A 12,880-nucleotide genomic window follows, 5' to 3' on the forward strand; every position below is an offset into this window, starting at 1 on the left:
TGCTGAATCTGCTCAGAAATCGAAAGCTTATTCGTCGAATTGCAGCATAAAATCCAATGCGGGGGCAAAGAAGGATGAGCCTGTCATCGCCTTGGTAAAATGCATCAAGTGATCATGGTTACCTTCGCCATCACCAAACATCATGCTATGCAGCATCTTTTCAAAATGCTCCGGCGTACGGCAGTTAGAGATAAACATCAATCCCTGCTCCTTAAGCGAACCATAGGGCATGCTCTGGCGCAGGATCTCCATCGACTGACCATTCGCATCTTTAAGATTCACCCGCTTGATATGGCTGGTCAGTGGCTTATCTTCTGACTCATACTCGATATTATCTTGCTTAGTACGGCCGATAATATCTTCTTGTTTTTTAACCGGTAATCTATGCCATTTACTCAAGTTATGGGCATACTTTTGCACGTGAATATAGCTGCCGCCCCTAAACTCAGGATCTTCATCACCAACCAGAGCGACTTCTTGACGGTGACGCCCCTTAGGGTTTTCGGTGCCATCGACAAAGCCGGTTAAATCGCGGCTATCCATAAATCTAAAGCCCCGTTCTTCATCGACTAGTTCCACTAAGTCTTCAAACATTTGGCTGATTTCATTGGCGACTAAATGCAGAATATCGTAACGGTCGCAGCGGATATGCACGAACAAATCATATTCAATTGCTGGCGCTTCGCGGCTGCCGACTTGCATCGCAGGGAAAGGCTTAAGCATTTCAGGACGCGCATTAGGATAAAGGCTATCCCAATAGTTAGCGCCAATCCCTACAAAACCATTGAATGCACTGTCAGAATACTGATCTGTCAGCTCATAAATATACTGCGCAACGTTGGCAAGACAGGGACGTAATTGTGACTCTACATTGTCATTGGCATTAAACATCAAATAGACACTGTGTAAGTTCCCCTCTGCACACACACCCAACTGTTCACGCGGCATATTTTGTATATCCATTTGGTTATCACCCTTTTTCTAAATTCATTTTCGGCAATATTATCCGCAACTTTACCTGAAAATGACATTAACTAACGCACAGTTTGTTCTGGTTTATCATGATAATGCTCATTAAGCAGCGTTATCGCGCCCAAGATCCCTAAATGTAAAAATGACGAGACTGTAAAAGTCTCGTCAATCAGTTTAATCGAATACATGAAGCAAAGCTTACTCTGCCTCAAGCTTACCTTAGCATGGCGCTGAAGTTAATAACCGGCGGCATGACCATCTTTACGGCTCTCAGAAGCCGCACGATACACGCCCGTTTCAGCATTAAATCCAATAGCTTGATAGCCGCCAAAATCGCCAAGGCCGTCACGCAGCACATGACCTTTCTTGATAAGCTCGCGGCGTGTTTCCACAGGGAAGCCCGATTCCAGACTGACGTAGCCGCCATCATTCATCACTTCGCCGGTGGGCTCGGTTGAACCCATATGCAAAATTCTGGGGGCATCGCCCGCTTCTTGCAAGTTCATTTTAAAATCAATCAGGTTCATTAAAATCTGTGCGTGCATTTGTGGTTGAGTCGCGCCGCCCATCACCCCAAAGCTAAGCCAAGGTTTACCGTCTTTGGTCACAAAAGCGGGAATGATAGTATGAAATGGACGCTTGCCCGGTGCGTAGGTATTAAAACGCCCCTCAGTTAAATCAAACATTTGCCCACGGTCTTGCAACACAAAACCGAGATCAGGCGGCGTCATGCCCGAGCCCATACCACGGTAGTTACTTTGAATGAGTGACACCATGTTGCCGTCTTTGTCGGCGGTGGTCAGGTACACAGTATCGCCATGTTGCAACGCAGGATTACCCGCATCGACACTCTTGGCCGCTTTATTGGGATCGATTAACTTAGCGCGATCATAATTGTATTGCTGCGAAATCAACTCGTTAACCGGCACTTTATTAAAGGCCATGTCGGCATAAAACTTAGCCCTGTCGGCAAAGGCGAGTTTTTTCGCTTCGACAAATAAATGCACATATTCAGGGCTATTAAAGCCCATGGCGGCAATATTAAAGGGCTCCATGGTTTTTAGGATTTGCAGCGCCGCAATACCTTGACCATTGGGCGGCAGTTCCCATACATCGTAACCACGGTAGTTCACCGAAACCGGCTCTATCCAGTCGCTAGTATGGCTGGCTAAGTCATCATAACTTAAATAGCCACCTTGGGATTTCATGTACTTATCGATACTTTTGGCGATATCACCTTTATAGAAAGCATCGCGGCCGCCCTTGGCAATTTTCTCATAGGTATTAGCAAGCGCTGGGTTTTTAAAGATTTCGCCCACCGCAGGCATCTTGCCATTAGGCATATAGGTTTCTTTAAAACCGGGAAATTTAGCGAGTTTTTTACCACTCCCCTCAAGGTAATAGGCGATGAGTTCGGACACAGGGAAACCATCACGGGCGTAATGGATTGCGGGCGCAAGATTATCGGCCATCGCTAATTTGCCGAACTTATTATGCAGTTCATACCAGCCATCCACAGCGCCGGGCACAGAAACAGGCAAGGGTCCAAGCGGCGGTAAATAGTCTAAGCCGAGGGATTTAAGCTTTTCTAAACTTAAGGATTTTGGACTGCGGCCCGAAGCGTTAAGACCATAGAGACGTTGATCTTTCGCGCTCCAGACGATGGCAAACAAGTCACCACCGACACCCGAACCCGTTGGTTCGACTAACCCTAGCATGGCATTGGCGGCAATCGCCGCATCGACCGCGCTGCCGCCCTGCTTGAGTATATCAATAGCGACTTGCGTGGCGAGTGGTTGACTGGTCGCCGCCATTCCATGGGTGGCATACACTTCTGAGCGCGTCGCAAAGGCTTTACCCGTGATCCTATCCATGGCCATCACTCCTGAAGACGATATTGCCGTCGCCACTGTCACTAAGGTACAAATTGATTTTATTGTTTTTATCATAATTCCTCCCACTCTGGAGAAATTAAGGTAACAAGGATGGTCTAAAATATCACCAACCAATACCGCATAGGCCTAAGTTAAACGTAAGCAAAAATGTCGTACTTTAGTTGGTGATAGCTTATCGCCGTGGCATTAATACCTGACCGCTTAGATTTGCTCTGCACAATATCAATATGTCTAAGATTCAAATAGTACCAGCGAGTGCGGCTCTGTCGTGACCCCGACTTTTTGGCCGATAGTGAGCTGCATCATTTGGCTTCGCACTTCGACATAATAAGCGTGAGAAGCGGCTTCAATTTTGACCCAGTAATGACAAAAAGCGCCTAAGAAACGCCGCTCTGTGATCGTGCCCACACCTTGCTCATCGGCGCTGAGCGTCAATTGCTGCGGGCGCAAGAATACCGTACCGCTGAACTCGCTCGGCAACCCTAATGGCGTAAGGCTGGTTAAATGACCGATAGGAGTGGCAACTCTGTGTCCATCGAGCACTGCGGCGGGTAAGTAATTACCGCTACCTAAAAAGTCCGCCACATAACGGCTGTTTGGCGCGGCATACAAGGCTTCGGCGCTGCCATACTGCACTATAATGCCTTGATTAAAAATCGCCAAAGTATCAGCAAATACAAAGGCTTCATCCTTACTGTGGGTGACAAACACCGCGCTAACATTACGCTGTTTTAAAATGCTGCGAATTTCCGCCATCATCTCGTAGCGCACTTGGGCATCGATATTAGAAAAAGGCTCATCGAGCAGTAATAACTGCGGCTCATAGGCAAGTGCCCGCGCAATCGAGACGCGCTGCTGCTGACCGCCAGATAACTCATGGGGATAACGCTGAGCTAAGCCTTCCAGTTTGACTAAGGTTAGCATGTCATCCAACCGTGCCTGACGCTCGGCGGCCGACAATTTAGCCACGCCAAAAAGGATATTCTCCGCCACAGTTAAATGGGGGAAAAGCGCATAGTCTTGAAAAATCATGCCGATACCGCGCTGTTCGCTAGGCACAAACTGGCTATCGCCACTCACAACGCGGCCATTGATCTGGATTTCACCTTGGCTAATTGCCTGTAAGCCCGCAACCGCCCGCAACAGTGTGGTCTTGCCGCAACCGCTAGGACCTAACAACGCAAGGATTTCCCCTTGGTCGAGGGCCAAGCTCAAGCCTTTGAGTACTTGCTGGCCCTGATAATCGCTATGAACTTGCATAAGTTTGAGCGTGTTTGCCATCAGCTGTGTTGCTCCAATGAACGGTTTAAATAAATCAGCGGCACTAAGCCCACCAGTACAATGACAATAGCGGCTAAGGCGCCGTGCTCGAGTTTTTCATCGGACACAAACTGGAAAACATAGGTTGCGAGGTTTTCAAAACCGATAGGCCGCAGCAATAACGCCGCGGGCAGTTCCTTCATGCTTTCGATAAACACCAATAACGCGCCCGCAAACAATCCCTTACCAAGTAGAGGTAAATGCACTTTTTGCAGTAACTGCCGTGGACCTTGGCCCATAGTCAGGCTCACCATGTCCAGCGATGGCGAAATGCGTTTATAGCTACTTTCAACGCTGCCAATCGCAATCGCCACAAAACGTACGCAAAAGGCAAAAATCAATGCCACTACGCTGCCCGTCAAAATAAGCCCAGGGCCTTCTAAACCAAGCAGATCCGCCAGATCGTTAATCGCAAAATCGAGCATAGTGAGCGGCACTAATACGCCGATAGCGAGCACAGTGCCGGGCAAGGCATAACCCGTCGAGGCTAAACGTGAGGGCAAGGTATCACTGGCTCTTGGGCTTATCCGGCGTACAAACATGAGCAGCAAAGCGATTAAGCAACAGATGAAGCTAGTGATCAGCGCAAGGCTGAGACTGTTAAGGCTTAACTGCCAAAAGCTCTCATCCCAGCTTTGTTCAAAATAACCAATGGCATAGGACAATAGAATCCCAAAGGGCAACAAAAAGGCTAATAGCAGCAGAGTGGCACAAAAGCTCAGTGCAACTGCGGTTTGCACTGTCGAGAGTCGATACAAATCACTGGCTTGGATGCGCGATTGCTTTTGGAATAGCTGCTGTTTGCGACGGGCGAAACGCTCAAATCCAATCAAGCTAAACACCACCAGCAAGATAATCGCCGACAACTTAGCGGCGGCGGTCAGATTGCCATAGCCCAACCAAGTGTCGTATACGGCCGTGGTTAAGGTTGGCACGGCAAAATAGTTAACCGTCGCAAAATCGGCGGCGGTTTCCATCGCCACCAAGGCCACGCCAACCGCGAGAGCTGGCCTTGCCATAGGCAATGAAAGCCGCCAAAAACTCTGCCAGGGTGAACAGCCCATAATGCGCGAAGCATGGGCCAAACTTAAGGATTGCTCCATAAAGGCGGTACGCGCCAAGAGATAAATATAGGGAAATAACACCAGCGACAACATGCACGCCGCGCCGCCTAAGGTGCGAATATCGGGGAAGAAATAATCCTGCGGTGAACTCCAGCTAAAAATCGTTCTCAAGCTGCGCTGCACTGGCCCCGCATAATCGAGCAAATCGGTATAAACGTAGGCAACAATATATCCCGGCATAGCGAGGGGCAGTAATAGCGCCCATTGCAAATAACGTCTGCCGACAAATTCACAGCGAGCCATCAACCAAGCACAGGGTAACGCGAGTAATAACGCGCCCAAACTCACCCAAAAGATCAACAATAAACTGTTGATGATATAAGTCGGCAGAACCGTTGCCATCAGGTGGCCAAACACGGCTTCGTCAGGCTGCAAAGCCTGCAATATCAGCGCAACCAGTGGCAACACCAGTATGGTGGCGACCGCATAACCAGCAAGCGACCAGCTTCTGGCTAATCCTAAAATCATGTCAATCCTTAAAAAGTCACAGCGCCAATCAATGGCGCTGATAACCTAATCTGCAATTTATCACTCGCACTTAAAGCAAAATGCTAGAGATCAAACTGCACTTCATCTAATAACTTAACCGCCGCTTGGTGATATTCGGCCAGTTTGAAAATAGGCAATTGATCCGACTTAAACTCGCCCCATGAAGCCACTAAGGTTGAAGGTGCCACATCGGCTTTCACTGGATATTCCATATTCACATCAGCATAAGCCTTTTGAGCCACATCGGCAGATAAGAATTCCATCAATTTGATCGCATTGGCTTTATTCGGTGCATGACGAGCTAGTACCATACCAGACACGTTCACATGGGCACCGCGATCGGCTTGGTTCGGGAAGTTAATCGTCACCGCTTCAGCCCAGCTTTTTTGCTCTGGGTCTTGCATCATGTTGCCGTAATAATAGCTGTTGCCGATGGCGATATCACATAAGCCTTCTTTTACCGCTTTCACTTGGGCTCTGTCATTACCCTGTGGCTTGCGCGCTAAGTTACTCTTCACGCCTGCCAACCAAGTTTTCGCCTCAGCTTCACCGTGGTGGGCAATCATAGATGCGACTAACGCTATGTTGTATGGATGCTTACCGCTGCGTGTACAGATTTTGCCTTTGTATTTAGGGTCGGCGAGTTCTTCATAGGTGATTTGCTGCGGCCCTAAACGATCTTTCGCCGTATAGAGATTTCGCACTCGCATGGTCAGGGCGTACCACAGGCCGTCAGGATCGCGATACTGGGCAGGTATATTGCTTTCGAGTTGGGCATTTTTAACCGGTGAAGTCAGATCTTTATCGACTAATTCAACCAGACGTGAGAAATCAGAGGTCAGCACCAGATCTGCAGGGGATAAACGACCTTCACGGGCGAGACGCTCGGCAATGCCGTCTTTTGCAAAGACCAAATTCACACCTATGCCGGTTTCTTCGGTGAAACGCGTCAGGATAGGCTCCACCAAGAAGGCTTGGCGATAAGAATAAACTGTTAATTTATCATCAGCATTCGCCGAATGCCCAACCGACATTAACCCAACTACTGCTGCGCAAGTTACCCATTTCATTACCGATTTCTCCCCAAAGTGATGACGTGTTCAGCGAGTGTGAACATGGCTGCATTAATGATAATGCTTATCAGTTGCGCAAGAGTAATAGATAGATAAGTGGAGGGCAATAGTCTATTTAACTTTTTGTTTTTAATGAGTTTAAACTCAAAACTGGTGATTATCTCAAATCAAACTAAACTGAACCTTAATTTGCTTAAAATGCTTTCAGGAGGCGTTATGTTAACTGTTTTGCTGCTAGGCGTAGTCGCAGTGGCGCTATTTGGCTTATTTAAACTCAACACTGGCCACAAGCGGCATAAACACTATGCTAAAGCTGTCAATCAACACGCCGACGGGACTAAGCCGCATGCATCACAAGCCCATCATTTTCACAGTGTAAGCATAGTGAATGACGGCAGTTGCTGTAAGCAGGTTGAAACATTCTCTGGAAAACGTTTTTTATCGAAGGATGCGCCGGAAATCCCTATGGAAGAATGCACTATGACCCACTGCCAATGCCGCTATCAACACCATGAAGATAGACGTCAAATAGGGAATGATCGCAGAGTTGAATACGGGGTCACGCGGGATTTATTCGGCGCTTTTGGAGAACAAAACCGCCGTGATAGACCAAAGGGAAGACGCGCAACCGACGGCTGAGCATCTTCATCCAATTACTGGGGACGTGTTTGAATAAATGCGGGTAGATCACGCATCTCACTAAACCAAAGTGCCGTAGCTGGGGCAACCTTGCGCCAATCTAACTCTGGATGTCTAAAGTCCACATAATCAAGCAAGCAAATCAAGGCTAATTGCGGTGCCTGAATCGTGGTTTGGGTGATCACGGTTTGCAGTTCAACCTGCATAAGACCACGCAGCAATGCTTGTTCAAAACGGGCCGTCCAAAAAGCCGATCTCACACCTTCATCTTCACGCATCTGCTCTTGGCGCAATTTTACCGCGCTATCGATTAAGCCTTTTATCAAGGAATACTGACACTCCAACACCCAGTTATTACTTGAGATGCCAAACATCTTACGATCGCCAAGCTCAGCATCTAGGTAACGCATAATCACTTCGCTATCGAATAGTGCCACGCCATCGTTAGTGATAAGACAAGGGATCTGTCCTAACGGGTTAGCATCGAGTAATTCAGCGCTGTTTTCAAAGGGATTGACTAGCAGCTCTTCAATATTGTTAATCCCTAAATACTGGATTAAGGCTCTAACACAACGGGCATAGGGTGAAGCTTGAGAACTTAACAACTTCATCAAAAAATTTCCTTTTATTTGCATTAAACGCTAAGGCTATTAAGGGGTGAGAACAGTTTGCTCTCACCGCCTATATAAAATGGGATCACCAATATTTCTCTACGGTAATTTGTCCCGGAGCACGACGTAAGTTCTTCACTAATCCCTTATCGAGTAAGGCGCTTTGGGCACCATTAATCATTCCGGGATTGCCGCAAATCATGACTTGGGAATCAGCAGCACTTAAGGTTAATCCTGCCTTTTGTTCGATTTCACCCGAGACTATGCCCTCGGGAATACGACACTGCAACGCATCGGCCAAGGGTTCACGGGTCACACTCAAAACTAATATAAACTGTGCTGGGTATGTGCGTTCTAACTCACGCAGCTTATCAAGGTACGCCAAATCCTGCGCCTCGCGCACACCATATACAAGCACCACTTTTTCAAAACGCTCCCAAGGTTCATGGGTGTCGAGCATAGACAAAAACGGCCCTACCGCTGTACCTGTGGCCAAAAACCATAAGTGCTTGCCTTGGAGTTCACCCTTAGGAATTTCCGCTAAGGTCATGAAACCGGTCGCGGTTGAAGTGATTTCAATTTCATCGCCTATGACAAGGTTGTGTAATTGCGGCGATAACAGACCGTCCTCTACCGCAACGGCGAGCACTTCGGCATAGGGTTTATCGGGGGAATTTACTAAGGAGTAAGCTCTGGCCACACGCTTATCATCTTGCATTTGACTTAACTTGATAAACTGACCAGGAATAAATGGGGCTAACTCGGCGGCGATGCGCAATGAAAATAACTTATCGCTCCAATCAATACGTTCTATAACTTGTCCCCTAGTCCACATAACTTGCCCTCAAGCGAAACGTTAAATAGGCTTCCAGCATAGACTTTTTTCCGCATAACAAAAACCCCTTATGATAAGGGGCTTATGACGATAGAACCGAAAACAACAGAGCGTTAACTGGCACTCGATTGTGTCTCATCTGTCTTCTTGTTAAAGCTATCCCTAAAGGCCTGTAACCCCTCTTGCACTAAACCGTAGGTTTTATCGACGCCATCGGCAATATCACCCTGCAATACTTTAAGACCAGACAGAATATCTTTCGCTTCTTTAAAGCCGTTATCAATTGCACCACCAATAATCCCCATAAAGCTATCGAGTTGATCGCTTAGACTCATACCCGAATTTTGTTGCTGGTGAATGCTAAAAAACTGCGTCGCAAAACTCACGATACGATCTGCAGTCGCTTCTGGCGACGTATCTACGCCATTATCGTAAGCGGTTTGAATCGCGTTCTCGCCCATAGTAGGCGCTAACTCTTTATTAATAGACTCTATCGCAGCGCGATAAAGCAAGGTCATAGACTGATCGCCTGACTTGATATTCACATCTTGCTGTGCCGATAGAATTGCTTGATTCATCAGCTGCTTACTCGTTTGCTGCGCGGTTTGTTTCGAGGTCACTTCGGTGGTTTTCGCGTCCTTCGAATCACTCACTTCGGTACTCTTAGGCGCCGTATTTTCAGCATATTTTTTCTGCGGCATAGGGGTACTTTGCACTTGAGAGGGTTTATTGATTTCCATGATGACTATCCATTCAATTCGGGTCGACTTTATTATCGACCAAAATTTGACCAGCTTTAGTAATTTTTAGAATTGAAGTACCATCGTGACCACAAGGCCATGATAAGGCCCGCATAAATTGAGTGGGTTCATTCTTTATAAATTGCATAAAGCGCCATCAACCCGCATGCAGATTATTACTATCGTCGAGCTTAGAGATAAGCCAATAGAAAAGGATGTTACACCATGACAGCAGGCCGCAGTTTGAGTCATTTCAGCTTTCACGTGTTTACACGAATGCTTAAGCGCACTACTGAGCACTATATGGGCATTAATATAAAACGCCTTAGTTTGCTCACTGGTCTTATTATCTTAACTTGCCTCAGCCTCGCACCGATTAGCCAAGCCCACGCGGAAAACAGGCTGATCATTTTAGTCAGGCATGCCGAAAAAGCCGAAACGCCAACCAATGACCCACAGTTATCACCCAAGGGAGAAATGCGCGCAACGTCACTGATCACCGCCTTGAGCCGCACGCCGTTGTCGCAACTCATCGCGACTCAATACCTGCGAACACAGCAAACACTCACGCCCATCGCCGAGGCTCGCCATTTGCCCGTGACGATAGTCGAAGCAGCTAAACCTATCGAAGAACATATTCAGCAGATTGTCGAACAAGTGCATGCAGTACAAGGCAATACGCTCATCGTTGGGCATTCAAACACAGTGCCATTGATCATCAAAGCCCTGGGTGGACCTGAGATCCAAACGATCGGCGAAGAGGACTACAGTCAGCTGTTTTTACTCTCTCTTAATGATGGCCAACCCGCAAGCTTGATCGCCACCCGTTACGGACAAGAATAAGGATAAATAACATGAGTGAACTCAATTGGTTTATGTGGGGACTCGATCTGTTTTCAGGACTGTTTTTGATCGTTATAGGACTCGCAGTACTCGCGGTTATTTACATGTATATCGCAGATAAAATGCAGACCAAACAAGCGGTAAGGCATAACTACCCCGTGATTGGTCGTTTTCGATATCTGTTCGAAAAACAAGGTGAGTTTTTCAGACAATACTTTTTCGCCCAAGACAGGGAAGAATTGCCCTTCAACCGTGCAGAACGCAGCTGGGTGTACCGCGCCGCCAAAAATGTCGATAGAACCATAGCCTTTGGTTCGACTCGTCCCTTGGATACAGTTGGTACTATCATGTTTATGAATACCGCCTTCCCAACCCAAGATGAAGATATCACTCCTATTCACCCGCTGACGATTGGCACTCACTGTCGTCAGCCCTATACAACTCAAGCCATTTGCCATATTTCAGCCATGAGTTTTGGCGCCCTATCTCGTCCAGCCATCACCGCCCTTTCCCATGGCGCAGCGCAAGCGGGTTGCTGGCTTAACACGGGTGAAGGCGGCTTGAGCCCTTATCATCTCAAAGGTGGCTGCGATCTCGTCTTTCAAATTGGAACAGCCAAATACGGCGTTCGCAATGAACAAGGACATTTAGACGATGAAAAACTGAAAGCGATAGCGATTCATCCTGAAGTCAAAATGTTCGAAATCAAAATGAGCCAAGGCGCAAAACCAGGCAAGGGTGGCATTTTACCCGGTATTAAAGTGACCGCTGAGATTGCCCATATTCGCGGTATTCCAGAGGGACACGACTCAATCAGCCCCAATGGCCACATCGAATTTAAGTCAGTAAACGATATTTTAGATATGGTTGAGCGAGTTCGTGAAGTCACAGGTAAACCTACCGGCATTAAAGCCGTACTCGGCGATGTGCAGTGGCTGGAAGATTTATGTGATGAAATTGAACGCCGCGGCGAAGACTCAGCTCCCGACTTTTTCACCTTAGACAGCGCCGATGGTGGCACAGGCGCAGCGCCGCAACCATTAATGGATTATGTAGGATTACCACTGAAAGAAAGCTTACCTATCCTAGTCAATATCTTGATCCAACGAGGCTTGCGTAAACGTATCAAAGTCATCGCCTCGGGCAAACTTATCGTCCCATCCAGAGTCGCTTGGGCTTTGGCATTAGGCGCCGACTTTATCGCATCGGCCCGTGGCAACATGTTCGCCCTCGGTTGTATTCAAGCCTTGCAGTGTAATAAAGATACCTGCCCAACGGGTATCACGACGCACAATCCAAAACTACAACAAGGGCTAAATCCTAAGGATAAATCGACGCGGGTCGCTAGCTATAATCATAATTTACACCATGACTTAGGGCTGATTGCGCACTCTTGCGGTGTGACAGAGCCAAGACAGCTCAAGCCTTCACATGTACGAATTGTGCTCGATAGCGGCTTATCCATCTCACTCGACAAATTCTATTCGCACATGGATAAATAGCCGCGAACCCTTGCGGTTATTAGCCAGTACAACTTTTGTCTATATGGTTTTTACATAAGGTATATTTGAATGCGCATCACAAAAGAGGTAAGATTCGTGAGGTGAGGCGTTATTCAAATACCTTACCCACAATAGAACTTAAGGAAACACTTTGAAATCTAGCTTCGTAAGCCAACTGCCCCCCAGTAAAACTGTAAGCACGAGCTGTAAGAGCTGTAATCGCCTAACTGAGATCGAAGGCGAGCTTGTGTGTTTTCGTGAAGGACAGATCATTCGACTCACCTTGATCGATGAGTCAGCGCCTAAATTGAATCTTTTATGCGAAGGTTGGAAAGCTGGTAAGCTGAACGGCGTAGCTTAATTCGGTAATATTTATCGAGAGTCGAATTTATCTAGAGTAGCTATAGAGCAAAATCACTCTTCCTTGAGCATCGAGAATAGAAGTTGACCTCTATCCTCCCACAATCTCATCTAACGCGTGCTTTCTAACGCATACTCATCTCTATCTCTAGCGCATGCTCATCATATAGTCACTTGTCGGCACGTTCATATCGCGGATCACACCCGCAAGTACCATCTCTGGATTGACCTTAGCCAAAGTAAGGCACCGAGTCGTCACCAGTAGGCCCGCATTCAATTCAGCATGAATACGTTGCAGCGAATCATAATCAACACCACGTTTTTTCAATGTCGCCATGATGGCATCCCAATCAGTGGCGACTTTTTCTTCTTTGCCTTCAATGTTAACTCTCAGTGCAATATTTTCCATGCCAGATCTCTTCCGATTGATGTGTTGGCATTTGAGTATAGAGAGCCAAAGCTGAATAAAGACTGAAC

Annotated in this window: 13 protein-coding genes; 4 read left to right on the forward strand and 9 right to left on the reverse strand. The window is 47.2% G+C overall.

Translation table 11 applies throughout. The features are described 5' to 3' along the window. Positions 1-27 precede the first annotated feature (27 nt). The 5 genes from OX890_RS19615 to OX890_RS19635 all read right to left on the reverse strand — a co-directional run bounded on the left by OX890_RS19615 (position 28) and on the right by OX890_RS19635 (position 6,870). Positions 28-963 carry a Dyp-type peroxidase gene (locus OX890_RS19615; RefSeq protein WP_011845757.1) on the reverse strand — a complete coding sequence of 312 codons (936 nt, stop codon included), beginning with the start codon at positions 961-963 and terminating at the stop codon, positions 28-30. A 245-nt stretch (positions 964-1,208) separates the two neighbouring features. Beyond that, positions 1,209-2,921, reverse strand: a complete 1,713-nt coding sequence (gene ggt / locus OX890_RS19620; protein ID WP_268649778.1) for a gamma-glutamyltransferase — start codon at positions 2,919-2,921, stop codon at positions 1,209-1,211. 177 nt (positions 2,922-3,098) lie between these two features. Then, a complete protein-coding gene (locus OX890_RS19625) occupies positions 3,099-4,148 on the reverse strand; it encodes an ABC transporter ATP-binding protein (protein WP_226058218.1) in 1,050 nt (349 codons plus the stop codon). Beyond that, positions 4,148-5,779 (reverse strand): ABC transporter permease, encoded by a 1,632-nt coding sequence (locus tag OX890_RS19630; RefSeq protein ID WP_268649779.1) that lies wholly within the window; start codon positions 5,777-5,779, stop codon positions 4,148-4,150. The genes OX890_RS19625 and OX890_RS19630 overlap by 1 nt, the downstream gene beginning before the upstream one ends. Positions 5,780-5,862: 83 nt before the next feature. Further along, positions 5,863-6,870, reverse strand: coding sequence for a Fe(3+) ABC transporter substrate-binding protein (locus tag OX890_RS19635; protein WP_268649780.1), 1,008 nt, complete (start codon positions 6,868-6,870; stop codon positions 5,863-5,865). Between the two features lie 219 nt (positions 6,871-7,089). Between OX890_RS19635 and OX890_RS19640 the strand changes: the two genes are divergently transcribed. After that, entirely contained in the window at positions 7,090-7,512 is a 423-nt protein-coding gene (locus OX890_RS19640; protein ID WP_014620586.1) for a hypothetical protein, read from the forward strand. Positions 7,513-7,526: 14 nt separating this feature from the next. Here OX890_RS19640 and OX890_RS19645 read toward each other — a convergent pair whose 3' ends face one another. From OX890_RS19645 to OX890_RS19655, 3 genes are all read right to left on the reverse strand, one after another. After that, complete coding sequence (locus OX890_RS19645; protein ID WP_011845907.1) at positions 7,527-8,123, reverse strand: glutathione S-transferase N-terminal domain-containing protein; 597 nt, start codon at positions 8,121-8,123, stop codon at positions 7,527-7,529. 85 nt (positions 8,124-8,208) lie between these two features. Next, a complete protein-coding gene (locus tag OX890_RS19650; protein WP_006080159.1) occupies positions 8,209-8,958 on the reverse strand; it encodes a ferredoxin--NADP reductase in 750 nt (249 codons plus the stop codon). 113 nt (positions 8,959-9,071) lie between these two features. Further along, complete coding sequence (locus OX890_RS19655; RefSeq protein WP_126492759.1) at positions 9,072-9,698, reverse strand: DUF5610 domain-containing protein; 627 nt, start codon at positions 9,696-9,698, stop codon at positions 9,072-9,074. 225 nt (positions 9,699-9,923) lie between these two features. On the opposite strand from OX890_RS19655, the gene OX890_RS19660 reads away from it, so the two are divergent. The 3 genes from OX890_RS19660 (at position 9,924) to OX890_RS19670 (ending at position 12,404) form a co-directional block, all read left to right on the forward strand. Continuing rightward, entirely contained in the window at positions 9,924-10,541 is a 618-nt protein-coding gene (locus OX890_RS19660; protein WP_126492760.1) for a histidine phosphatase family protein, read from the forward strand. Between the two features lie 11 nt (positions 10,542-10,552). Further along, on the forward strand, positions 10,553-12,043 hold the full coding sequence (locus OX890_RS19665; protein WP_268649781.1) for an FMN-binding glutamate synthase family protein: 1,491 nt from the start codon (positions 10,553-10,555) through the stop codon (positions 12,041-12,043). A gap of 151 nt (positions 12,044-12,194) precedes the next feature. Next, positions 12,195-12,404 (forward strand): hypothetical protein, encoded by a 210-nt coding sequence (locus OX890_RS19670; RefSeq protein WP_006080153.1) that lies wholly within the window; start codon positions 12,195-12,197, stop codon positions 12,402-12,404. Between the two features lie 147 nt (positions 12,405-12,551). Here the strand turns inward: OX890_RS19670 and OX890_RS19675 are convergent, their stop codons facing one another. Next, positions 12,552-12,812, reverse strand: coding sequence for a hypothetical protein (locus OX890_RS19675; protein ID WP_006080152.1), 261 nt, complete (start codon positions 12,810-12,812; stop codon positions 12,552-12,554). Positions 12,813-12,880 lie beyond the last annotated feature (68 nt).

It is taken from the genome of Shewanella sp. DAU305 (assembly GCF_026802235.1).
GTDB classification, from domain to species: domain Bacteria; phylum Pseudomonadota; class Gammaproteobacteria; order Enterobacterales; family Shewanellaceae; genus Shewanella; species Shewanella baltica.

Coding starts and splice junctions, on each gene's coding strand:
- OX890_RS19615 (WP_011845757.1), bottom strand. CDS start 963: ATGGATATACAAAATATGCCGCGTGAACAGTTGGGTGTGTGTGCAGAG.
- ggt (WP_268649778.1), bottom strand. CDS start 2,921: ATGATAAAAACAATAAAATCAATTTGTACCTTAGTGACAGTGGCGACG.
- OX890_RS19625 (WP_226058218.1), bottom strand. CDS start 4,148: ATGGCAAACACGCTCAAACTTATGCAAGTTCATAGCGATTATCAGGGC.
- OX890_RS19630 (WP_268649779.1), bottom strand. CDS start 5,779: ATGATTTTAGGATTAGCCAGAAGCTGGTCGCTTGCTGGTTATGCGGTC.
- OX890_RS19635 (WP_268649780.1), bottom strand. CDS start 6,870: ATGAAATGGGTAACTTGCGCAGCAGTAGTTGGGTTAATGTCGGTTGGG.
- OX890_RS19640 (WP_014620586.1), top strand. CDS start 7,090: ATGTTAACTGTTTTGCTGCTAGGCGTAGTCGCAGTGGCGCTATTTGGC.
- OX890_RS19645 (WP_011845907.1), bottom strand. CDS start 8,123: ATGAAGTTGTTAAGTTCTCAAGCTTCACCCTATGCCCGTTGTGTTAGA.
- OX890_RS19650 (WP_006080159.1), bottom strand. CDS start 8,958: ATGTGGACTAGGGGACAAGTTATAGAACGTATTGATTGGAGCGATAAG.
- OX890_RS19655 (WP_126492759.1), bottom strand. CDS start 9,698: ATGGAAATCAATAAACCCTCTCAAGTGCAAAGTACCCCTATGCCGCAG.
- OX890_RS19660 (WP_126492760.1), top strand. CDS start 9,924: ATGACAGCAGGCCGCAGTTTGAGTCATTTCAGCTTTCACGTGTTTACA.
- OX890_RS19665 (WP_268649781.1), top strand. CDS start 10,553: ATGAGTGAACTCAATTGGTTTATGTGGGGACTCGATCTGTTTTCAGGA.
- OX890_RS19675 (WP_006080152.1), bottom strand. CDS start 12,812: ATGGAAAATATTGCACTGAGAGTTAACATTGAAGGCAAAGAAGAAAAA.